Source organism: Micromonospora sp. CNZ280 (assembly GCF_011759515.1).
Window position 1 is genome coordinate 1 of record NZ_JAAOYP010000002.1, and the last position, 22210, is coordinate 22210.

At 75.2% G+C, this 22210-nt stretch carries 15 protein-coding genes; 6 read left to right on the top strand and 9 right to left on the bottom strand.

The window, feature by feature from the left end; translation table 11 throughout:
• From FHX32_RS14920 to FHX32_RS14935, 4 genes are all read left to right on the top strand, one after another.
• On the top strand, positions 1-2444 hold a 2444-nt coding region (locus FHX32_RS14920; protein ID WP_167182786.1), incomplete at its 5' end, for a non-ribosomal peptide synthetase.
• Positions 2445-2450: 6 nt separating this feature from the next.
• Entirely contained in the window at positions 2451-8081 is a 5631-nt protein-coding gene (locus FHX32_RS14925; protein WP_167182789.1) for a non-ribosomal peptide synthetase/MFS transporter, read from the top strand.
• Positions 8078-9379 carry an aminoglycoside phosphotransferase family protein gene (locus tag FHX32_RS14930; protein WP_167182792.1) on the top strand — a complete coding sequence of 434 codons (1302 nt, stop codon included), beginning with the start codon at positions 8078-8080 and terminating at the stop codon, positions 9377-9379. The genes FHX32_RS14925 and FHX32_RS14930 overlap by 4 nt, the downstream gene beginning before the upstream one ends.
• A gap of 100 nt (positions 9380-9479) precedes the next feature.
• Entirely contained in the window at positions 9480-10076 is a 597-nt protein-coding gene (locus FHX32_RS14935) for a pyridoxamine 5'-phosphate oxidase family protein (protein WP_167182796.1), read from the top strand.
• Positions 10077-10164: 88 nt separating this feature from the next.
• Here FHX32_RS14935 and FHX32_RS14940 read toward each other — a convergent pair whose 3' ends face one another.
• Complete coding sequence (locus FHX32_RS14940) at positions 10165-11646, bottom strand: peptide MFS transporter (protein WP_167182798.1); 1482 nt, start codon at positions 11644-11646, stop codon at positions 10165-10167.
• A 220-nt stretch (positions 11647-11866) separates the two neighbouring features.
• Between FHX32_RS14940 and FHX32_RS14945 the strand changes: the two genes are divergently transcribed.
• The gene (locus tag FHX32_RS14945; protein WP_046564157.1) at positions 11867-12208 is read left to right on the top strand and encodes an RNA polymerase-binding protein RbpA; all 342 of its coding nucleotides are present in this window, start codon (positions 11867-11869) and stop codon (positions 12206-12208) included.
• A 65-nt stretch (positions 12209-12273) separates the two neighbouring features.
• On the opposite strand, the gene FHX32_RS14950 is transcribed toward FHX32_RS14945, so the two are convergent.
• The 4 genes from FHX32_RS14950 to FHX32_RS14965 all read right to left on the bottom strand — a co-directional run bounded on the left by FHX32_RS14950 (position 12274) and on the right by FHX32_RS14965 (position 17025).
• On the bottom strand, positions 12274-12792 hold the full coding sequence (locus tag FHX32_RS14950; protein ID WP_167182801.1) for an FxsA family protein: 519 nt from the start codon (positions 12790-12792) through the stop codon (positions 12274-12276).
• Between the two features lie 52 nt (positions 12793-12844).
• Positions 12845-13654: a polyprenol monophosphomannose synthase gene (locus tag FHX32_RS14955; RefSeq protein WP_486481113.1), complete on the bottom strand. Its 810-nt coding sequence runs from the start codon at positions 13652-13654 to the stop codon at positions 12845-12847.
• 38 nt (positions 13655-13692) lie between these two features.
• On the bottom strand, positions 13693-15270 hold the full coding sequence (lnt, locus tag FHX32_RS14960) for an apolipoprotein N-acyltransferase (RefSeq protein ID WP_208418923.1): 1578 nt from the start codon (positions 15268-15270) through the stop codon (positions 13693-13695).
• A 174-nt stretch (positions 15271-15444) separates the two neighbouring features.
• Positions 15445-17025 carry a bifunctional NAD(P)/FAD-dependent oxidoreductase/class I SAM-dependent methyltransferase gene (locus FHX32_RS14965; RefSeq protein WP_167182808.1) on the bottom strand — a complete coding sequence of 527 codons (1581 nt, stop codon included), beginning with the start codon at positions 17023-17025 and terminating at the stop codon, positions 15445-15447.
• A 75-nt stretch (positions 17026-17100) separates the two neighbouring features.
• Between FHX32_RS14965 and FHX32_RS14970 the strand changes: the two genes are divergently transcribed.
• The gene (locus FHX32_RS14970; protein ID WP_167182811.1) at positions 17101-17682 is read left to right on the top strand and encodes a helix-turn-helix domain-containing protein; all 582 of its coding nucleotides are present in this window, start codon (positions 17101-17103) and stop codon (positions 17680-17682) included.
• A 390-nt stretch (positions 17683-18072) separates the two neighbouring features.
• Here the strand turns inward: FHX32_RS14970 and FHX32_RS14975 are convergent, their stop codons facing one another.
• The 4 genes from FHX32_RS14975 to kamD are packed head-to-tail and all read right to left on the bottom strand — an operon-like array spanning position 18073 to position 22152.
• Complete coding sequence (locus tag FHX32_RS14975; protein ID WP_167182814.1) at positions 18073-19410, bottom strand: glutamate mutase L; 1338 nt, start codon at positions 19408-19410, stop codon at positions 18073-18075.
• On the bottom strand, positions 19407-19799 hold the full coding sequence (kal, locus tag FHX32_RS14980) for a 3-aminobutyryl-CoA ammonia lyase (RefSeq protein ID WP_167182817.1): 393 nt from the start codon (positions 19797-19799) through the stop codon (positions 19407-19409). The genes FHX32_RS14975 and kal overlap by 4 nt, the downstream gene beginning before the upstream one ends.
• Positions 19796-20593: a lysine 5,6-aminomutase subunit beta gene (kamE, locus tag FHX32_RS14985; RefSeq protein ID WP_167182819.1), complete on the bottom strand. Its 798-nt coding sequence runs from the start codon at positions 20591-20593 to the stop codon at positions 19796-19798. Before kamE ends, kal begins: the two co-directional genes overlap by 4 nt.
• Complete coding sequence (kamD, locus tag FHX32_RS14990; RefSeq protein WP_167182821.1) at positions 20590-22152, bottom strand: lysine 5,6-aminomutase subunit alpha; 1563 nt, start codon at positions 22150-22152, stop codon at positions 20590-20592. The genes kamE and kamD overlap by 4 nt, the downstream gene beginning before the upstream one ends.
• Between the last annotated feature and the right edge of the window lie 58 nt (positions 22153-22210).

A 22210-nucleotide genomic window follows, 5' to 3' on the forward strand; every position in this document is an offset into this window, starting at 1 on the left:
CCGGGCAGCTGCGCGACACGGTCGTCGAGGTCGGCCGCCGGCACTCGGCCAGCAGCGCCATGGTGCTGCTGGCCGGCTACGCCGCGCTGCTGCACCGGCTCAGCGGCGACCCGCAGGTCCGCGTCGGGCTGCCGGTCGCCGGGCGGAACCGGCCCGAGCTGGCGCCGCTGATCGGCATGTTCGTCAACACGCTGGTGCTGCGCGTCGACCTGACCGGCGACCCGAGCTTCGGCGAGCTGATCGGCCGGGTGCGGGAGACGATGCTGTCGGCCTGGGAACACCAGGACCTGCCACTGCCCCGGCTGGTCGAGGCGCTCAACCCGCCCCGGCTGCCTGGCGTGCAGCCGCTCTACCAGCTCGGCTTCAACCACCTCGGCCAGGTGGGACTGAGCACCAGCAACGGGGTGGCCCGCGAGGAACTGCTGCTGGAGGTCAGCGACACCGCCGGGCGGCTGGAGTACCGCAGCGACCTGTTCGACGCCGCCACCGCGCGGCGGATCGTCGCGCGGTGGCTGACCCTGCTGCGCGGCGGCCTGGCCCGGCCCGACCGGCCGCTGTCCGCCCTGCCGCTGCTGCCCACCGCCGAACGCGACCTGCTCGTCACCGGCTGGGCCGCCGGCCCGCCGGCGCCACCGGCCGGCCCCGGCGTGGTCGAGCTGATCCGCGCGCACGCCACCCGCACCCCCGACGCGGTCGCCGTCCGCGACGCGGGCCGGTCGCTGACCTACCGGCAGCTGGACGAGCGCACCGGCCGGCTGGCCGCCCGACTGCGGGCCCTCGGCGCCGGCCCCGAGCAACTGGTCGGGGTGGCGCTGCCCCGCTGCGCCGACGTGGTGGTGGCGATGCTGGCGGTGCTGCGGGCCGGCGCGGCGTACGTGCCGCTGGACCCCGGCTACCCGGCGCAGCGGCTGGCCCACCTGGTCACCGACACGGCCGCCACGGTGGTGGTCACCTCCGCCGCCGTCGCCGACGCGCTGCCGGCCGGGGCGTACCGCACGATCCTGGTGGACGACCTCGACGGCGGCGCCGACCCGGACGCCGCCGCGCCCGCGCCGGTGCACCCGCACGGCCTCGCGTACGTGATCCACACCTCCGGCTCCACCGGCCGGCCCAAGGGCGCGATGATCGAGCACCACTCGCTGGTCGCGCACGCCACCTGGTTCGCCCGGCAGCACGCGCTCACCCCCGCCGACCGGCTGCTGGTGCTCGCCTCGCCCAGCTTCGACCTGTTCGGCCAGGAGGTCTACCCGGCCCTGGTGGCCGGCGCCACCCTGGTGATCGCCCCGGAGCGGGGCGCCCTCGACCCGGACGCGGTGCTCGACACCCTCCGCCGGGAACGGGTCACCCTGCTGTCCTGCGTACCGACGGTGCTGCGGCACCTGGTCGGCCACCCCGGCCTGGCCGAGGCGACCGACCTGCGGCAGGTGGTCTGCATCGGCGAGCAGCTCGACGGCGACCTGGCCGCCGACCTGGGCGCGGTGCGCGCCGTGCCGCTGCACAACCTCTACGGGCCGACCGAGACGACCATCGCGGTCTCCGCGCACACGGTGCCGCCGGGCGCCCACCCGGCCGGCGCGGTGCCGATCGGGGTGCCGATGCCGGGCGCCCGGCTGCACGTGCTCGACGAGCGGGGCGACCCGGTCCCGGTCGGCGTACCCGGGCACCTGCACATCGGCGGTGGCCCGGTCGGCCGCGGCTACCTGCGCCGCCCCGCCGACACCGCGGCCGCGTTCGTGCCCGACCCGTTCGGCCCGCCCGGCGCCCGGCTGTACCGCACCGGCGACCGCTGCCGCTGGCGCTCCGACGGCACGCTGGAGTTCCTGGAGCGCCTCGACCGGCAGGTGAAGGTCAACGGCGCGCGGGTGGAGCTCGGCGAGATCGAGACCGCGCTGCGCGCCCAGCCCGGCGTCGATCAGGCCGCGGTGGCCGTACGCCCCGACGGCCACGGCGGCCGGCGGCTGATCGGCTACCTCACCGGCGACGCCGACCCGGCACGGCTGCGCGCCGGGCTGCGGGCCGTCCTGCCGGGACACCTGGTGCCGACCGCCTTCGTCACCCTCGACGCCCTGCCGCTGATGCCCAGCGGCAAGCTCGACGTCGCCGCGCTGCCCGACCCGGCCGACGCCGACGACGCGGCACCGTCCGTCACCGCCCCGCGCACCGGCGCCGAGGAACTGGTCGCCGCGGCCTGGGCCGAGGTGCTCGGCGTCAGCTCGCTGGGCGTGCACGACAACTTCTTCGACCGGGGCGGGCACTCGCTGCTGGCCAGCCGGGCCGTCGCCCGCATCGGCGCGGTCCTGGACGTGGACGTCCCGGTCTACATGCTCTTCGCCCACCCCACGGTCGCCGAGCTGGCCGTCCAGGTCGAGCGGCTGCTGGTCGCCCGGCTCGACGAGATCTCCGACGACGAGGCCGCCGCGCTGCTCGCCACCTACGAAAGGTAACCCCGCATGTCCGCAACCCCGGAGTCGGCGGCCCGGGAGGCGCCGCTGTCCGCCACCAAGCAGGCCCTGCTGGAGCGGCTCCTGCGCCAACCCGCCGACACCGGCGCGGGCCGAGTCGGCCGCGCTCCCGCGGACGCGCCGCGGACCCTGTCGTACGCGCAGGAGCGGCTCTGGTTCGCCGACCAGTTCGCCACCGGCTCCACCGCCTACCACGTGCCGGTGGCGGTGTGGCTGGACGGCGAGGTCGACCCGGCCGCGCTGGGCGACGCCCTCGCCGACGTGGCGGCCCGGCAGGAGAGCCTGCGGATGCGCTTCCCCACCGGCGACGACGGCCAGCCGAGCGTGGTCGTCGACCCGCCCGGCCCGGTGCCGCTGTCCTGGGCCACGGTCACCGCCGACGACCCGGACGACGCCCGCCGGCAGGCCGGCGAACTGGCCCGCGAGCACGCCGCCGACCCCTTCGACCTCGGCGCCGGGCCGCTGTTCCGGGCCCTGCTCGTCGACTACGGCCCGCACCGCTGGCTGCTGTCGCTGCAGGCGCACCACATCGTCAGCGACGGCTGGTCCATCGACGTGCTGGTCGGCGACGTGCTCACCGCGTACCGGGCCCGCCGCGCCGGGACGGCCCCCACCTGGCCGGCGCTGCCGGTCGGCTACGGCGACTACGCCCACTGGCAGCGGCACCGGCCCGGCACCGACCGGGGCCTGGCGTACTGGACCGGGCAGCTGGCCGGGGTGCCCGCCCTGGACCTGCCCACCGACCGGCCGCGCCCGCCGACGCAACGCTTCGACGGCGCCACCCACCGCTTCGAGGTGGACGCCCCGCTCGCCGCCGCGGTCACCGCGCTGGCCCGCCGGCACGACGCCACCGTCTACATGACCCTGCTCGCCGCCTACCAGGTCCTCCTCGCCGCGCACAGCGACCAGCGTGACTTCGCGGTCGGCTCGCCGGTCGCCGGGCGCACCCGGCCGGAGCTGGAGCCGCTGGTCGGCATGTTCGTCAACATGCTGCCGGTGCGGGCCCGGCTGGACCCGGACGAGTCGTTCAGCGCGCTGCTCACCCGCACCCGGCAGCTGGTCCTCGACGGCCTCACCCACCAGGACGTCCAGTTCGAGCACCTGGTGTCCGAACTGGACGTGCCCCGCGACGTCAGCCGGTCCCCGCTGTTCCAGGTCACCTTCGCCTTGCAGAACTACCAGTTCCGCGACCACACCGAGCCCGGCGGCGGGCCGGCGGTCAGCTGGGAGGTGCTCGACCTGGCGACCACCCGCTTCGACCTGGAACTGCTGGCGGTGCAGACCCGTACCGGCGAGCTGTGGTGCGAGTTCACCTACAACACAGCGCTGTTCGACGCGCCGACGGTGGCCCGGTTCGGCGACCGGTTCACCCGGCTGCTGCGGACCATTGTCGACCGGGCGGACGCCCCGCTGCGCACCGTGGACCTGCTCACCGACGCCGAACGCGCCGAGGTGCTGGACGGCTGGGGCGCCCGGGCCGCCCGCTTCCCGGTCCAGCGGACCCTGCACTCGCTGTTCGAGAAGCAGGCGGCCCGCCAGCCCGACGCCGTCGCCCTCACCTTCGACGGCCAGCAGGTCAGCTACGCCGAGCTGAACCGCCGCGCGGACCGCCTCGCCGAGCGGCTGCGCCGCCTCGGGGTCGGCCCGGACACCCTGGTGGCGCTGCACCTGCGGCCCGGCCCGGGCACCGTCACGGCGATCCTCGGCGTGCTCAAGGCCGGCGGCGCGTACGTGCCGCTGAACCTGGCCTACCCGCGGGAACGGCTGGAATTCATCCTCGCCGACACCGGCGCGCCGGTGCTGGTCACCGACGCGGCCCCCGGCGACGACCTGCCCGGCCACGCCGGGCGGGTGCTGCGGCTGGACGCCCCGGACGACGACCCGCCCGCGCCGGCCGCCCCGCCGGCCGCCCGCCCGGCCGGCCCCGGCGACCTGGCCTACGTCATCTACACCTCCGGCTCCACCGGCCAACCCAAGGGCGTGCTGGTGGAGCACCGGCAGGTGGTCCGGCTGCTCACCGCCGCCGAGGCGCACTTCGACTTCGGCCCGGACGACGTCTGGGCGCTGCTGCACTCGTACGCGTTCGACTTCTCGGTCTGGGAGATGTGGGGGGCGCTGGCCTACGGCGGCCGGCTGGTCGTGGTGCCGCCGGAGGTGGTCCGGGACACCGAACGGCTGCTCGACGTGCTGGCCGAGCAGCGGGTGACGGTGCTCAACCAGACCCCGGCGGCGTTCCGCGGCCTGCGGGCCACCCTCACCGAGACCGACCGGTCCTTCGCCGACCTGTCGGTGCGCACCATCGTCTTCGGCGGCGACGCGCTCTACGTCCGGGAACTGCGGCACTGGCTGAGCCGCTACGGCGAGCAGCGCCCAGCGCTGGTCAACATGTACGGCATCACCGAGACCACGGTGCACGTCACCGCGCAGCGGCTGCGCCGCGCCGACGTACGTCGCCCGGTCGCCTCGCCGATCGGCCGGCCGCTGGCCGACCTGCGCGCCTACGTGCTGGACCGGCACCTCAACCCGGTGCCGGTCGGGGTGCCCGGTGAGCTGTTCGTCGCCGGTGAGGGGCTGGCCCGCGGCTACCTGAACCGGGCCGCGCTGACCGCGCAGCGGTTCCTGCCCGAGCCGTTCAGCGGCGAGCCGGGCGCCCGCATGTACCGCACCGGCGACCGGGTGCGCTGGTGCCCCGACGGCACCCTGGAATACCTGGGCCGGGTCGACCGGCAGGTGAAGGTCCGCGGCTACCGCATCGAGCTGGGCGAGATCGAGGCCACCCTGCAACGCCACCCCGACCTGCGCGGCTGCGCTGTGCTCGCGCAGCCCGACGGCACCGGCGACCGGCGGCTGGTCGCGTACGTGGTGCCGGCCGACGCCGCCCGCCGACCCACCGCCGGGCAGCTGCGCGAGCACCTGGCCCGCAGCCTCGCCGACTACCTGGTGCCGGCGGCGTTCGTGGTGCTCGACGCGTTGCCGCTGACCCCGAACGGCAAGCTGGACCACCGCGCGCTGCCCGACCCCGACCTGGCCGGGCAGGCCGAGCAGGAGTTCACCGCACCGAACACCCCGACCGAACGGCTGATCGCCGACGTCTGGACCGACCTGCTGCCGGTCGACCGGGTCAGCATCGACGACGACTTCTTCCTCGTCGGCGGGCACTCGCTGCTGGCCGCGCAGGCGGTCACCCGGATCCGCCGCGGCCTGGAGGCCGCCGGCGCGGCCGGCACCATCTCCCTGATGGACCTGTTCCGCTGCCGCACGGTACGGGACCTCGCCCGGCTGCTCGACGAGCCGGCCACCGGGGACCGGCCGGCCCGACTGCTGCACGAGCTGACCCGGCCGGTCCCGGACACCGAGCCCGTCCGGTCGCTGGTCTGCGTACCGTACGGCGGTGGCAGCGCCGCGGTGTACCAGGCGCTGGCCGACGCGATGCCGCCCGGGCACCGGCTCTACTCGGCCGCCATCCACGGCCAGGAGGCCGGCGGCGAGCAGGACACCCTGCCCTTCGGCGAGCTGGTCGACCGGGCCGTCACCGAGATCCTGCGCGACGTCGGCGGGCCGCTGGTGCTCTACGGCCACTGCGGCATCGGCAGCGCGCTGGTGGTGGAGGTGGCCCGCCGCCTGCAGGTCGCCGGCCGGCCGGTCGAGGCGGTGTACGTGGGCGGCATCTTCCCGTTCGCCCGGCCCCGGGGCGTGCTGAGCCGGCTGTCCCGGCTGGCCGAGCTGGAACGCTTCCGCAGCAACCGCACCTTCATCAACCGCCTCGTGGGGCGCGGCGTGGACATCGAGGAGCTGGGCCTGGACGAGGCGGACCGGGTGATCCGCAACATGCGCCACGACACCCGCAGCGCCGAGGACTACTACAGCGGTCTGTTGGACAGCCGGATCGACCGGATCGACGCGCCGGTCATCTCGGTGGTCGGCGAGCAGGACCCGGCCACCGACTACTACGCCGAACGGTTCCGGGAGTGGGACTTCCTCTCCGACACCTGCGCGCTGGTCGTCCTCGACGAGGGCGGGCACTACTTCAACCGCTACCGGGCCACCGAGCTGGCCGAGATCGTCACCCGTACCCACCTGGTGCTGGACGCCGACGGCGGCGCGCAGCTGACCCGGCCGGCCCGCGGCGCGGACAGCGACTGGTGGCTGCACGGCGTGCACCGCCGCGGCGTGGCGGGGCCGGGCGGGCCGGGTGACGGCGGCCCGCCGGCGGACGCGGGCCCGAGCCGCCGCCCGGCCGAGCCGAGCATGGGCCGGTTCCTCGGCGTGGCCGCCGGCCAGTTGATCTCGCTGATCGGTTCGGCGTTCACCCAGTGGGCCATCCCGATCTGGATCTACCTGACCACCGGTTCGGTCGCCCAGCTGGCGCTGTTCGTGACGCTGGCGCTGGTGCCCGGCCTGGTGGTCGCCCCGCTGGCCGGCGCGGTGGTGGACCGGTCCAGCCGGCGGGCGGTGCTGCTCGCCGGGGACGTCGCCGCCTGGGCGGTGCAGATCGCGCTCGGCGTGCTGCTGTGGACCGACGCCCTGCAGATCTGGCACATCTACGCGCTGCTGGTCGGGTTGTCGGTGGCCACCGCGTTCCAGCGCCTGGCGTACGTGGCGTCGGTGCCGCAACTGGTGCCCAAGCGGTACCTGCGGCACGCCATCGGCGTGGTGGAGATGGTCAACGGCGTCGGGACGCTGTTCGTGCCGCTGTTCGCCGCCGGCCTGCTGGCGACGGTCGGCCTGGACGGCATCCTGGTGATCGACATCGTCAGCTACGCGGCGGCGGTGCTGGTCGTGGCGCTGGTCCGCTGGCCGGCGCGGATGGGCTGGCACCGGCGGGAAACGCTGACCGCCGAGATCGCCAACGGCTTCCGCTACTCGTGGGGGCACCGGCACTTCCGGGCGATGCTGCTGTTCTTCCTGGTGCTCAACATCTTCCTGGCGCCGCCGCTGATCCTGGTCAGCCCGCTGGTGCTGTCCTTCGGCACGCTCGCCGACGCGGCCCAGGTGTCGTTCGTGTCCGGGCTGGGCGCGACGGTGGCCGGGCTGACCGTCGCCCTGTGGGGCGGTCCGGCCCGCCGGCCGATGCGCGGGGTGCTGCTGTCCATCCTGGCCATGGCGGTGGCCTGTGTGGTGATCGCGCTGCGTCCGGATCCGCTGCTGGTCGCGGCGGGCGCGTTCGGGCTGACCGCCGGGCTGACCCTGACCACCGGCATCTACCGGGCGATCGTGCAGGTGAAGATCCCCCAGCGCTACCACGGCCGGGCGGCCGCGCTGAACCAGATGATCTCCTGGTCCACGCTGCCGCTGGGCTTCGCGGTGGTGGCGCCCGCCGCGACCGCGCTGTTCGAGCCGATGCTGATGCCGGGCGGGCGGCTGGCCGGCAGCGTCGGGCGGCTGATCGGGGTCGGCGAGGGGCGCGGCATCGCGTTCGTCTTCCTGCTCTGCGGCCTGGTCATCGCGGTGCTGGTGGCCGCCGCCGCGCGGATCCGGGCGATCGCCCGGTTCGACACCGACGCCCCGGACGCGGTCGCCGACGACCTGGTCGGCGTGGAGTCGCTGCGTCACCGGCGGGAGCCGGCCGGCGTCCAGCCGGTGGTCCCGTCCCGGCCGCGGGCCGGGAGCGCCGCGTGAACGCGTCCGTCACGGCGGCCGCGGCGGTCGACGTGGACGTGATCATCGCCGCCGGACCGGGCCGGGTGCTGGGCCGCCGGCAGGACGGCGTGGTGCTCCTGCCCCGGCTGCGGCTGACCGCGTCGTGGCCGCCGCCGAGCAGCCAACTGCCCGGCGCCGTCGCCGCCGAGACGGGGCTGCGGGTGGCGCTGCTCGAACCGCTGGACACCACCCTGTTCGTGGCCGAGCCGGTCGACGGCGAGCCGGCCGCCGGCTACGGCTGGCACGACGCGACTGCGTTCGGCGCGGCATCGGTGCGGCACTGGCTGGACCGGTCCGCGCCGGCGGGCCGCCCGGCCTGGTACCGGCCCGGCTGGTTCGCCGCCGCCACCGGCTGGCTGGACGGGGTGCTGGCCGGGCGGGGCGCCCGCCGCACCGGCCCGGTCAGCCAGATCCGGCACTGGACGACCTCGACGGTGTTGCGCGCCCCGACCACCGACGGAGCGGTGTTCCTCAAGGCGGCCCTGCCGCACCTGGTGGCCGAACCCCGGGTGATCGCCGAACTGGCTCGGACGTGGCCGCGGGCGGTGCCCGAGGTGCTGGCCGACTCGGCCGAGCACGGCTGGTGGCTCAGCGCCGACTTCGGCGCCCAGCCGCCGGCCCGCGACGGCGCGGCCGCCCTGCGCCTGCTGGCCCGGGTGCAGGCCGCCACGGTGGGCCGGACCGGGCCGCTGGAGGCGGCGGGCTGCCCGGTGCTGACCCTGGACGACCTGGCCGACCGGGTGCCGGCGCTGACCCGCCGCGCCGAGGTGTGGGACCGCGCCGGCACCGGCCCGGGTGGGCTGACCGGCGTAGCGATGTGGTTGCAGGACCGCTGCGCCGAACTCGACGACCTCGACCTGCCGCCGACCCTGACACACGGCGACCTGCACCCGGACAACGCGGCGGACCGCCCGGACGGGCCGCTGCTGTTCGACTGGAGCTTCGCCCGGATCGCGCATCCGCTGTTCGACCTGGCCGGCTGGTTGCACCAGGTTGCCGAGCCGGAGGCGCGCCGGCAGGTCGGCGCCTATCTGGACGGTTGGCGGCAGATGGCCTCCCCCGGTGAGCTGCGGGAGGCGTGGCGGGTCGCCAAGCCGGTCGCCGCGCTGGTCGAACTGGTCAAGTTCGTCGACCTGATGGACCGCACCGGGCCCGGCTACGCCTTCGACTACCTGCCGATGGCCGCGGTGTGGGCGCGCCGGATCCTGGACGCGGTGGCCGGGCGGGACGCCCACCTGACCGGCTGGTGCGATCCCCGCCCGGCCCGGCTGGGCTGACCGGGCCGTCGGGTGGCGGACCAGCCGGGAGCGCGGCCAGCGGTTGGGACGGCGCCGGTCCGGGCGGCCGACCGGTGCGGCGGCCGGGGATGATGCCGGAGTGGGAAAGACGTACGAACGCATCGACCGCCGGCTGCGGACCTTCATCGAGGAGCAGCCGCTGTTCTTCACCGCGACCGCGCCGCTGGCCGGTGACGGCACCATCAACCTGTCCCCGAAGGGGCTGCGCGGCTCCTGGGCGGTCCTTGACGCGCACACGGTGGCCTATCTGGACTTCGCCGGTTCCAACGCCGAGACCATCGCGCACCTGCGGGAGAACGGCCGGATCACGCTGATGTGGTGCGCCTTCCAGGGGCCGCCGAACATCGTCCGGGTGCACGGGCGCGGCGAGCCGGTGTTCCGCGACGACCCGCGCTGGCGGGACCTGGCCGCGCACTTCCCGGACATCGACAGCAGCGTGCACGGCCTGCGGGCCATCATCGTGGTGCGCGCCGACCTGATCCGGGACACCTGCGGCTACGCGGTGCCGTTCATGTCCTACGACGCCGACCGGGACCTGCACGCCCGCCGTTTCGCCCGGGAGGACGACGCCTCGCTGAACGACTACTTCGCCAAGAAGGACCACGTCGCGCACAGCATCGACGGGCTGCCCGGACTGCCGCTGCCGCTGCCCCCGACGCCGGCGCCGGCGCCCTGACCCGGGGCCGACCGGCCGGGCGCTGGTTCGGCGGCCCGGGCGGGCCCGGCTTGGCGGCCCGCCGCGGCGGCGACGTCGGCGACCCGGGTCAGTGGATGCCGGCCATCAGGGCGCGGATCTGCCGGGCGAACATCACCGCGCCCAGGCCGAGCGCCACCGACGCCAGCCCGAAGGTCAGGAAGTACACCGGCTCGGACCAGGTGGCGGCGAGCCGGGCCACCTGCCCGCCGATCGCGTCGCCGACGGCGGTGGCCAGGAACCACAGCCCCATCATCTGGCTGGCGTACTTCACCGGCGCCAGCTTGGTGGTGGCGGACAGGCCGACCGGGCTCAGCGACAGCTCACCGGCGACCTGGATGGCGTACACCGCGACCAGCCACCACGGGGAGACCAGGTCGCCACCGACGGCGGCCCGCGCGGCGGCGGCCATCAGCACGAACGACAGGCCGTTGAGAACCAGGCCGACGGCGAACTTCACCGGGGTGGAGACCCGGTGTCCCAGCCGCAGCCAGAGCAGCGCGAACAGCGGCGCCCCGATGATGATCAGGATCGGGTTGACCGACTGCAGCCAGGACGCGGGGAAGGTGAACCCGGCGACGTCCCGGTCGGTGCGGTCGGCGGCGAAGAGGTTCAGCACCGACCCGGCCTGGTCGTAGATCAGCCAGAACGCCGCGGCGAAGACGAACAGCCACACGTACGCCTTCATCCGGCTGCGTTCGGTGGCGCTGAGTTCCCGGTCGAGCGTGATCCGGGCGAAGTAGCCGATGGTGACCAGCACGGTGACCGCGGCGAGCAGGTTGACCACGGTGTCGACGGTGAACAGCCCGGCCACGGCCAGCACCGCCACCACGACCAGGACAGCGGCGGTGGCGAGCCCGACCCGGGTCAGCGCGCGGCGGCGGTCCGCGCCGAGCAGCGGGTCGGCCGGCCGGGCGCCGGCCTCGCCGAGGTTGCGCCCGCCCAGCACGTACTGCAGCACGCCGAAGGTCATGCCGACCGCCGCCGCCCCGAAACCCAGGTGCCAGTTGATCTTCTCGCCGAGGAGGCCGGTGATCAGCGGAGCGATGAACGCGCCGAGGTTGATGCCCATGTAGAAGATCGAGAAGCCGGCGTCGCGGCGGGGCGAGTCCCGGTCGTACAGGTCGCCGACCATCGTGGAGATGTTGGGTTTGAGCAGCCCGGTGCCGAGCACGATCAGCGCCATCCCGGCGAACACGCTCCACCGCGCCGGCACCGCCATCACGTAGTGGCCGGCCGCGATCACCACGCCGCCCCAGAGCACGCTGCGGCGGGCGCCGATCAGCCGGTCGGCGACCCAGCCGCCGGGCAGCGCCATCAGGTAGACCATCGCGTTGTACGTGCCGTACACGGCGTTGGCGGTGGATTCGGCCAGGCCGAGCCCGTCGTCGGCCAACTCCGCGGTGAGGTAGAGCACCAGGATCGCCCGCATGCCGTAGAAGCTGAACCGCTCCCACATCTCGGTGAGGAAGAGCGTGGCCAAGGCCCGCGGATGGCCGAAGAAGCTCCGCCCGGCGGGCGGTCGGTTCGCCACCGGCGCGTCACCAGCCATCGCACCCTCCGCTCTGCTCGGGCGGCTAACATCCCCGTTGGCAGCGAAAACACTCCACCGTTTCCACCCGGCCGGGGACGACCCCGCCGGGCGGCTGTCATGGCCGGCTACCCTTGGTCAGGCTCGACCCGGGCAGCGGCAGCGCCCGGGGCGGGAATGGCCCGGCGGAGACGGACCGTTACACCTGAAGACCAGCACCACGAACGAGGGGAAGTCGATCATGGGCGAGCGTATGCTGCGCGGTAGCCGGCTGGGCGCGGTCAGCTACGAGTCCGACCGCAACACGGAGCTCGCGCCGCGGCAGACCCGCGAGTACCTCTGCGCCAAGGGCCACCAGTTCGAGGTGCCGTTCGCCGTCGACGCCGAGGTCCCCACGACCTGGGAGTGCAAGTTCGACGGCAGCGTCGCCCGGCTGGTCGACGGCAGCGAGCCGGAGCAGAAGAAGGCCAAGCCGCCGCGTACCCACTGGGACATGCTGCTGGAGCGGCGCTCCATCGCCGAGCTGGAGGACATCCTCGCCGAGCGGCTGCAGGAGGTCCGCACCCGCCGCGGCCGCGCCTGACCGCACCGACACCACGGCGCCCCGGGAGAACCCTCCCGGGGCGCCGTCGTCCATCACGGGCCGGCTCAGCGGCCCGGTTCGACGATCTCCCCCTCGATGGCGCGACCGCCGTCGACCACCGTCGGCTCCTCGGCCGGCCGCGGCGTCGGCTGCGGCGCGCCCCGGCGCACCCGCACCCGGCGGGGCCCGAACAGGTCACCGGCGACCATCGACGACACCCGCCGCTCGGCGGCACGTTGCACCCCGGCGCGGGCCAGCCGCCGCACCGGCGGCACCAGCAGCAGCAGCCCGGCCGCCCCGCTGACCAGGCCGGGGGTGGCCAGCAGCAGGGCGCCGCCCAGCCCGACCAGCCCGTCGGTCACCTGCCGCCCCGGCGGCTGCCCGGCCTGCGCGGAGGCCCGAAAGCCCCGCCACGCCCGCATCCCCTCCCGGCGCAGCAACACCAGCCCCACCAGCGACACCGCGAACACCACCAGCACCGCGCTGCCGAACCCGACGGCCCGCCCGAGCAGCACGAAAACCGCCAGCTCCAGCACCACCGCCAGCAGCAGCGCCAACGGTACGAACCTCAGTCCCCGGCGCATGTCACCCCATCCCGTCCGCACGACCCGCCCGTCCAGCATGACACGCCCCCGCTCAAGGCCACCGCACCTGACCGGTCGGGGTGCCGTACAGGCCACGCCGCACCGCCAGCCGGCGGTCCTGCACCGCCCAGCCGGTGATCCGCCACAGCGCCTCGGCCACAATCAGCGGACTCATCTTGCTGCTGCCGCGCTCCCGCTCGGCGAAGGTGATCGGCACCTCGACGATCCGCACCCCCGCCCGGTGCGCCAGCCGGGACAGCTCCACCTGGAACGAGTACCCCTGCGAACAGATCGACGCCAGGTCCAGCCGGCGCAACGCGTCGAGCCGGTACACCCGGTAGCCGCCGGTGGCGTCGGCGACCGGCATGCCCAACGCCAGCCGCGCGTACAGGTTGCCGCAGCGCGACAGCAGCATGCGCCGCAGCGGCCAGTTCACCAGCCGCGCCCCACGGGTCCACCGCGACCCGATGACCACGTCGGCGTCCCGGGCGGCCGCCAGCAGCGCGGGCAGGTCCTCGGGGGCGTGCGAACCGTCGGCGTCCATTTCCACCACCGCGTCGAAGCCACGCCGGCGGGCCCAGTCGAAGCCGGCCAGGTACGCCGCGCCGAGGCCCTGCTTGCCCTCGCGGTGCAGCACGTGCACCCGCGGATCGGCGCCGGCCAGGGCGTCGGCGATGGCGCCGGTGCCGTCGGGGCTGTTGTCGTCGGCGACGAGGACCTCCACCTCGGGCGCGGCCCGGCGTACCCGCGCCACGATCCGGGTGACGTTGTCGGCCTCGTTGAAGGTCGGGATCACCACCAGCACCCGACCCAGCCCTGGTGTGCCGGCGCCCGGCCGTCGGATGTCGGTCGCCTCGCCCACCACTGTCACCCCTTCCGCCGCCCGGGGCCGGCCGGCCGCTATCCGGCGCGCCGCCGGCGCAGCACCGCCGCGCCGGCCAGGGCTGCCACCGCGAGGGCGGTCAGTGCCACCTCCGGCCACAGCCCGACCCGGGTGGCCAGGGTCCGCCCGTCGGCGAGCGTCAGCTGCCGGACCACGACCGCGCGGGTGTTGAACCCGGTGGCGTCGCTTACCCGCCCGTGCGGCGAGACGAACCCGGACACTCCGACCGTGGAGGCCATCAACGCCGGCCGGCCGTGCTCCACGGCGCGCAGCCGTACCATGGCCAGCTGCTGGCGGGCCTCGGCGACGTCGAAGGTGGCGTTGTTGGTCTGCACCACCAGCAGCTGCGCACCGCCGGTGACGGTGTCGCGGACCACCTCGTCGTAGGCGACCTCGAAGCAGATCACGTCGCCGAGCACCGTCTGCCCGGCACGCAGCACGCCCGGTTCGCTGCCCGGCACGAAGTCGTTGCGGACCCGGTCGACCTGCTTGCTGACCATCCGGGCGAGGTCGCGCAGCGGAACGTACTCGGCGAACGGCACCGGGTGCCGCTTGGTGTACAGCTGCTCCAGGTCGGGGCCGGCGCCGGGGCGCCACAGGATGCCCGCGTTGCGGACCTGGCCGGGCTGCGGGCCGAGCAGCACCGCGCCGACCAGGATCGGCGCCCGGACCGCGTCGGCGGCCGCGGAGATCCGCGCCCCGGCGGCGGGGTTGCGCAGCGGGTCGATGTCGCTGGAGTTCTCCGGCCACACCACCAGGTCCGGCTGCGGCTGCTCGCCGCCGGCCACCCGGGCGGCCAGCTCGATGGTGGCGTCGACGTGGTTGTTCAGCACCGCCTGCCGCTGGGCGTTGAAGTCCAGCCCCAGCCGGGGCACGTTGCCCTGCACGATCGCCACCGTGACGGCGGGTCCGCCGCCGGCCGCGCCGACCGGCACCAGCAGCCCGGCGGCGACCGTGGCGACCGCGCCGGCGGTCAGCGCGGCGGCCGGCGCCCACCACCGCCGCACGTCGTAGCGCCGCCACACCGCCGTCACCAGCAGCCCACCGGCCACCGCCACCGCGAACGTCACCAGCGGCGCCCCGCCCAGCGCGGCCAGCCGCAGCAGCGGCGAGGTGTCCTGGCTGAACGCCAGCCGCCCCCACGGGAACCCGCCGAACGGGGTGCGGTCGCGCAGCGCCTCCTGCCCCACCCAGAGCAGGCCGGTCAGCGCCGGCCACGCCCACCGCCACCGGTCGGCCAGCGGGGACACCCACGCGGTGGCCGCGCCGAGCAGCGCCAGGTAGCCGGCCTGCAGCAGGGACAGCAGCACCCACGGCAGGTAGCCGGTGTGCAGGTTCGTCCAGGACAGCAGCGGCGCGAACAGCGCCACCCCGGTGAGGAAGCCCAGGCCGGCGCCGGCGCGCAGCCGCCGCCGGTGCGCCGCGGCGGCCAGCAGCGCCACCCCGACCGGCGCCAGCGGCCACACCCCGTACGGGGGGAAGGCCAGCAGCAGCGCCACCCCGGCGGCGATCGCCAGCGGCGCGGCCACCCGCAGCGGCAGCGGGCACGCCGCGGTGGCCGGCCGGGCGGCCGGCTCGGCGTGCGTGGAGTCCAGGGTCGTCACCGGCGCCTCATCTCGATCACGGTGCTGAAGGCTACCCGCCCGACCCGCGTCGCCGCCGCCGGCGACCGGGCGGGTGAGGCGGGACCCGCAGCCCCCACCCGCCTCCCGGCGCCCGGGACCGGCCCGGCGCGGCCGGTCCCGGGCGCCAGGGCGGGGCCGGCCGGGTCAGCGGCGGCGGGCGACCAGGACGGCGTCGTGGATGGTGATCTCCCGCCCCTCCGGGTTCACCACCGCCCGGGGCCGCGTCTCGGCGGCCAGCACCTGCCAGCGGGCCGGGTCCAGCGACGCCGCCACCTCCTCGGCGGTGAACATCATCTCCGGGAAGTGCATGCGGTGGGCGCTGGTACGCAGGTCCGACGGGTGGTGCCCGACGATGAGCAGGGTGCCGCCGGAGGCCACCGCGGCGGCCAGTCCGGCGAACATCTCCTGCCGCTGCTCCGGCGGCAGCTGCATGAACTGCGCCGACACCAGGTCGTAGGAGTCCGCGGCGGGCGGCTTCGCCAGCAGGTCGGCGTGCACCCAGTCGATCCGCGCGGCGACGTCCGCCCCGGCGGTGTCGGCGTGCGCGGCGGCCCGTCCCAGCGCGGTGGCGGAGATGTCCACCGCGGTCACCCGCCACCCCCGCCCGGCCAGCCAGACCGCGTCGGCGCCCTCGCCGGCGCCGACATCCAGCGCCCGGCCCGGCGGCAGCTGCGCGGCCTCGGCGACCAGCTGCGGGTTGGGCCGCCCGCTCCACACCGCCGGCCGGGACCGGTAGCGCTCCTCCCAGGCGGCCTCGGTGAACATGGTCTCCCGCCGGTCCCGGTAGCCGGCCACCGCGGCGCGGGTGTCCTCGGCGACCAGGTCGGCGTTGATCGCCGCACCGGCGGTCAGGCCGGCCCCCGCCGAGGTGATCACCTGGGCGCGTACGTCGGCCACGTTGCCGGCCACCCACACCCCCGGCACCGCGGTGGCGCCGTTGGCGTCGGCGGGGATCTGGCTGCCGAACACGTGCCCGCCCATCTCCACCTCGACCGGCTCCAGGCCCAGCGAGGCCAGCAGCCCGGCGCGGGCGGTGAACCGCGGCGCGACCACCAGCGCGTCCAGCTCGACCACCTCACCGGAGGCCAGCCGCACCCCGGTCAGCGCGTCGCCGGTCACCTCCAGCCCGGCGACCGGCCCGTCCACCACCGGGATGGCCCGCGCGGCGAGCTGCTCGGCCTCCTCGGCCCCGGGCGCCGCCGCGCCGTGCAGCAGGAGCAGCACGTGCTCGCTCCACTGCCGCCACAGCTGCGCCTGGTGCACCCCGAGCGGGCCGGTGGCCAGCACCCCGATCCGCCGGTCGCGCACCTCCCAGCCGTGGCAGTAGGGGCAGTGCAGCACGTCCCTGCCCCACCGCTGCGCCAGCCCCGGCAGCTCGGGCAGTTCGTCGACCAGCCCGGTGGTGACCAGCAGCCGCCGCGCCCGCACCGTACGCCCGCCGTCGAGGGTGACGATGAACTCGGCCCCGTCGCGGGCGGCGGAGGCCACCCGGCCGGACACGATCCGCCCGCCGTACCCGGTGACCTCCGCCCGGCCCGCCGCCAGCAGCTCACCCGGAGCGGTGCCGTCGCGGCCCAGGTAGTTGTGCATGTGCGCGGCGGGCGCGTTGCGTGGCTCACCGGCGTCGACCACCAGCACCGACCGGCGGGCCCGGCCCAGCGCCAGCGCCCCGGCCAGCCCGGCGGCGCCGCCGCCCACCACCACCACGTCGTACCTGTCGTCCATCTGCTCCCCCTCGTCACCTCGTGCGGGCTACCACGCTCCACCGGCGTCGCGGATTCGACAAGTAGTGTTGCTGCTATGGCAAACGACGAGGCGGCGGTGCTGGCGGCGGTGGGTCCCCGGCTGCGGGCCCTGCGCAAGCAGCGTGGCACGACCCTGACCGACCTGGCCGCAACCACCGGCATCTCGGTGAGCACCCTGTCCCGGCTGGAGTCGGGGCAGCGCCGGCCCACCCTGGAACTGCTGTTGCCGCTGGCCCGCGCCCACCAGGTGCCGCTGGACGAGCTGGTCGGCGCGCCGGAGACCGGCGACCCGCGGGTGCACGCCCGCCCCATCGTCCGCCACGGGGTGACGTTCCTGCCGCTGACCCGCCGCCCGGGCGGTCTGCAGGCGTTCAAGCAGATCCTGCCCCCGCACACCCCCGCCGAGCCCGAACAGCAAGCCCACGAGGGCTACGAGTGGCTGTACGTGCTCTCCGGCCGGGTGCGGCTGCTGCTCGGCGAGCACGACCTGATCCTCAACCCGGGCGAGGTCGCCGAGTTCGACACCCGGGTGCCGCACTGTGTGCTCAACCCCGGGCCCGAGCCCACCGAACTGCTCACCCTCTTCGGCCCGCAGGGCGAACGGCTGCACGTACGCGCCCGACCCACCCGCCGCTGACCGGAAACGAAATCGGGGCGCGGCGTGAGCCGCGCCCCGATGCTCCCAGGCCCTTCCCGGCCGGTGGGGCGAGGATGCGGCACGCCGACCTTCGGACCGACCGGACGCGGACTGGCTGCCCCCGCCGGGCCGTTGTCTACTGGCCGTGCACCTCACCCTGCCCGTACACCGGTAACCGCGGCCGGTTCGCGCCGCCCCGCCGACCCCCGCCCGCTGGACCTGGCCGCCGCGACCCAAGCAGGTCGCTCGGCCAGCGGACGAAGGGACGAAGCGAACAGCAGCCGCTTCCCGTGGTAGGACTCAAAGACGGTACGTGCTGCCCCCCGGGCGCTGTCAACCCACCCCCCGGCCTGTCGTGTGTCGCGCTTCGGCGTGTCGCGCCCGGCGTCCTCAGTCGACGGCCAGGTGCCGGCGCAGCAACGCCGCCGCCACCTGCGGATGGTCGCCGGCGAGCAGCCCACCGGCGGCCAGCACGTAGTCCACGTCCACCACCGGCCGCGCCGCCCGCGGCAGCGGCCACCCGCCGGCGTGATCGGTCAACGCCGCCGCGAGCACCCGCGCCGCGTCGCCGGCCGGGGCGTGCCGCAGCACCCCGCCCGAACCCACCAGCAACCGCACGTCCCGCAGGTCCCGCCCGCCGCGTTCCCCGGTGGCGCCGCCGCGGGCGTGCCGCCGCAACGCCACCGTCGCGGCCAGCGCGGCGATCCGCCGGTCGGCGGCCCACTCCCCGTCCGTCGCCGCCAGCAGGCCCGGCTCGGCGGCCCGCGCCGCCGCGGCCGCCGCCAACGTCTCCTGCTCACCGGGGTCGAGCAGCCGCTCCTCCGCGGCGGCCCGCACCACCCCCGGCGCCGACCACCGCATGCCCAGGTCCCCCTCGACGGTGCGGGCCCGCCAGAGCGTCCCGGCGACCTCCCGACCCGGCCCGCTGTCCCGCTCGTCCGGGGTGAGCACCGAGTACACGTCGGTGGTCGCCCCACCCACGTCCACCACCGCCAGGTCCCCACCGGTCGCGTCGGCGAGGACCTCCACCCCGGTCAGCACCGCGTCCGGGGTGGCCGCGCGCACCAGCCGCGCGAACCGCGACCCCCGCGACAACCGCTTGCCGCCGATGACGTGCCGCAGGAACACCTCCCGGATCGCCGCCCGGGCACCCGCCGGCGCCAGCACCCCGATCCGCGGCAGCACGTTCTCCGCCACCGTGACCGGCACCCCCGCCCCGGCCAGCACAGCCCGCAAGTCGTCGCGCACGTCGGCGTTGCCGGCCAGCACCACCGGCCGCCGCCAGCGAGCCCGAGCCAGCCGGGCCGCGTTGTGGGTCAGCGTCTCGGCGTCCCCGCCGTCGGTGCCGCCGACCAGCAGCACCACGTCCGGGCGGGCCGCCCGCAACCCGGTCAGCTCCGCCGCACCCAGCCGCCCCGCCGCCACGTGCACCACGTTCGCGCCCGCCGACAGGCCCACCCGCCGGCCCGCCTGCGCGGTCACCAGCTGCTCGTAGCCGACCACCGCCAGCCGCAACCCGCCCCCGGCCGACGAACACACGTACCACGGCGCGTCGCGCGCCCCGAGCCCGGCGGTGGCCGCGGCGACCGCCGCGTCCAGGCCGTGCAACACGTCCGTGCCGACAGTGGTCGGCGCCGACGCCGCCGCGACCAGCGCCGCCGCGTCCAGGTCCACCACCGCCACCTTCGTGTACGTGGACCCGACGTCGGCGCAGACCGCCAGGCTCACGCCGGCGGCGGGACGACCACGGTGCCGGTCGCGGTGACCGCCACGATCGGCGGATCGAGCACCTCCGCCGCGGACTCACCCCGGTCCGGCCGGCCCCGGCACACCACCCGGGCGACGAAATCGACAGTGCGGCTGCGGGTACCCACCCGGGTCACCGTCGCCGTCACCTCCAGCACGTCCCCGGCCTTCATCGGCGCCCTGAACTGCACGTCCGAATAGGACGCGAACAACCCCTCGTCGCCGTCGGCGCGGATGCACACCTCCGTGGCCACATCCCCGAACAGACCCAACGCGTACGCCCCGTCGACCAGGTTCCCCGCGTAGTGGGCGTGCGAGTACGGCACGTACCGCCGGTGCGTCACGGTCAACCCGACCCGGGAATCAGTCATGCCCTCGCCGCCTTCCTGCTCGTGACCAACGCGTGCACCAGGTAGCTGGCCACCTCGCCCGGAGTGGTGCCCCGGCCGAAGATCCGGTCCACCCCCAACTCCTCGGCCATCGTCTCGTCGAACCGCGGCCCGCCGACGATCAGCAGCGGCCGCTTCCCCGCCGGCATCGCCTCCCGGAACGCCGCGGACATCTCCCGGGTGTTGTGCAGGTGCGCGTCGCGCTGGGTGACCACCTGCGACACCAGCACCGCGTCGGCCTTCTCCACCCGCGCCGCCTCCACCAACTCCGGCACGCTGACCTGCGCGCCCAGGTTGACGACCTTCAACTCCCGGTAGTACTCCAGACCCTTCTCCCCGGCGATGCCCTTGACGTTGAGGATCGCGTCGATGCCGACGGTGTGCGCGTCGGTGCCGATGCACGCGCCCACCACCGACAACTTGCGCCGCAACTTCTGCTTCACCACCGCGTTGACCTCCTTGGCGCTCAGCAGCGGGAAGTCCCGCTCCACCACCTGCACCGCGGCCAGGTCCACCAGATGGTTCACCCGCCCGTACACCACGAAGAAGGTGAACCCGTCACCCATCTGCTTCGCGTGCACCAGCATCGCCGGATCGATGCCCATCTTGTTCGCCAACTGCACCGCCGCGCCCTCGGCCCGCTTGTCGTGCGGCACCGGCAGCGTGAACGACACCTGCACCATGCCGTCACCGGTGGTGTCCCCGTACGGCCGGACGATCCTCTTCTCGGCGGCCCCGCCGCCGGGCGCCGCCGCGCCGACCTCGACGGCGCTCACGCCGCGTCCCCTTCCAGCATCTCGGTGGCCGGGTTGTAGTAGTCCGCCTCGTGCCGGGCCACCCCGTCCAGCCCCTTGCCCCGGTCCGCCGGCCGCTTCATGATCCCGAACGTGCCCTCGGCGATCGCCGTCAGCAGCGACTGCTCACCGATGCGCTCCAGCAACTCCACCGCCTCGCCCAGCACCCGGTTCGCCCGCTGCTGGATGAACCCGCCCGGCGCCGGCACGAAGTCCTCGTGCAACCCGCCGGCCGCGCCCAGCACGTACCGCACGTTCTGCAGCGCGATGTCCCGGTCCGACAACCACGGCGTCACCACCGCCTCGGTCATCATCCCCACCAGCAGGATGCCCTGCCCGGTCATCGTGCCCACCAGGTTGAAGAACCCGTCCAGCAGGTTGCCGCGGAACACGTCACCGGTCATGTGCTTCGTCGGCGGCATCCACTTCAACGGCGCGTCCGGGAACAACTCCCGCGCCAGCAACGCGTGCGCCAACTCCAACCGGAACGACTCCGGCACATCCGGGTTGATCTCGAACGCGTGCCCCAGCCCCAACTGCCAGTCCGCCAACCCCGCCTCGTGCGCGAAGTACTCGTTGAGCAGCTGCGACACCGTCACCGTGTGCGCCTCCTCCACCGCGTCGGCGGTGGTGAGGTAGTTGTCCTCCCCGGTGTTGATGATGATGCCCGCCCGGGCGTGCACCTGCCGGGAGAACCGCTGGTCGACGAAGGTGCGGATCGGGTTGATGTCACGGAACAGGATCCCGTACATCGAGTCGTTGAGCATCATGTCGAGGCGCTCCAGACCGGCGAGGGTCGCCATCTCCGGCATGCACAGCCCCGACGCGTAGTTCGTCAGCCGCACGTACCGGCCCAGCTCCTTCGACGAGGAGTCCAACGCAGCCCGCATCAACCGGAAGTTCTCCTGCGTGGCGTACGTGCCGGCGAACCCCTCCCGGGTCGCCCCCTCCGGCACGTAGTCCAACAGGGACTGACCCGTCGACCGGATCACCGCGATCACGTCCGCGCCCGCCCGCGCCGCCGCCTGCGCCTGCGGAATGTCCTCGTAGATGTCCCCGGTCGCCACGATCAGGTAGATCCACGGCCGCCGCGGCGGATCCCCGTACCGCTTCACCAGCCGCTCCCGCTCGGCCCGGCGCCGGTCGATCCGCCGGACCCCCGCGGCGACCGCCTTGCGCGCGGCCCGCCGCGCCGCGGTGGCCGCCTTCCCGGTCGGCTGCCCGAACCGCACCGACCCGGCGGCGGCCTTCTGCGCCAGCAACGTCACGTCGCTGATCTGCTCCCGCGCCAGGGCATCGAACACCGGCACCGCCACCCCGTGGCCCAGCCCCACGTCCGCGACCACCGCGTCCACCAGGCGGTTCACCCACGGAATGCCGTCCGGGTCCGCGCCGGTCACCCCGGCCAGCCGCAGCACCGCCCGCTCCACCGACACCGTCGTGTGGCTGCGCGCCAACTCCACCACCGGCTGCCCGGCCCGACGCGCCAACTCCCGCGCCCGCGCCACCAGCGCCGGATCCAGGTCAAGCTTGCCCGTCACGCCGTCACCCCGCCACGCCCGGCGACGGCGCCACCCGCGCCGCACCGATGGTTCGCTC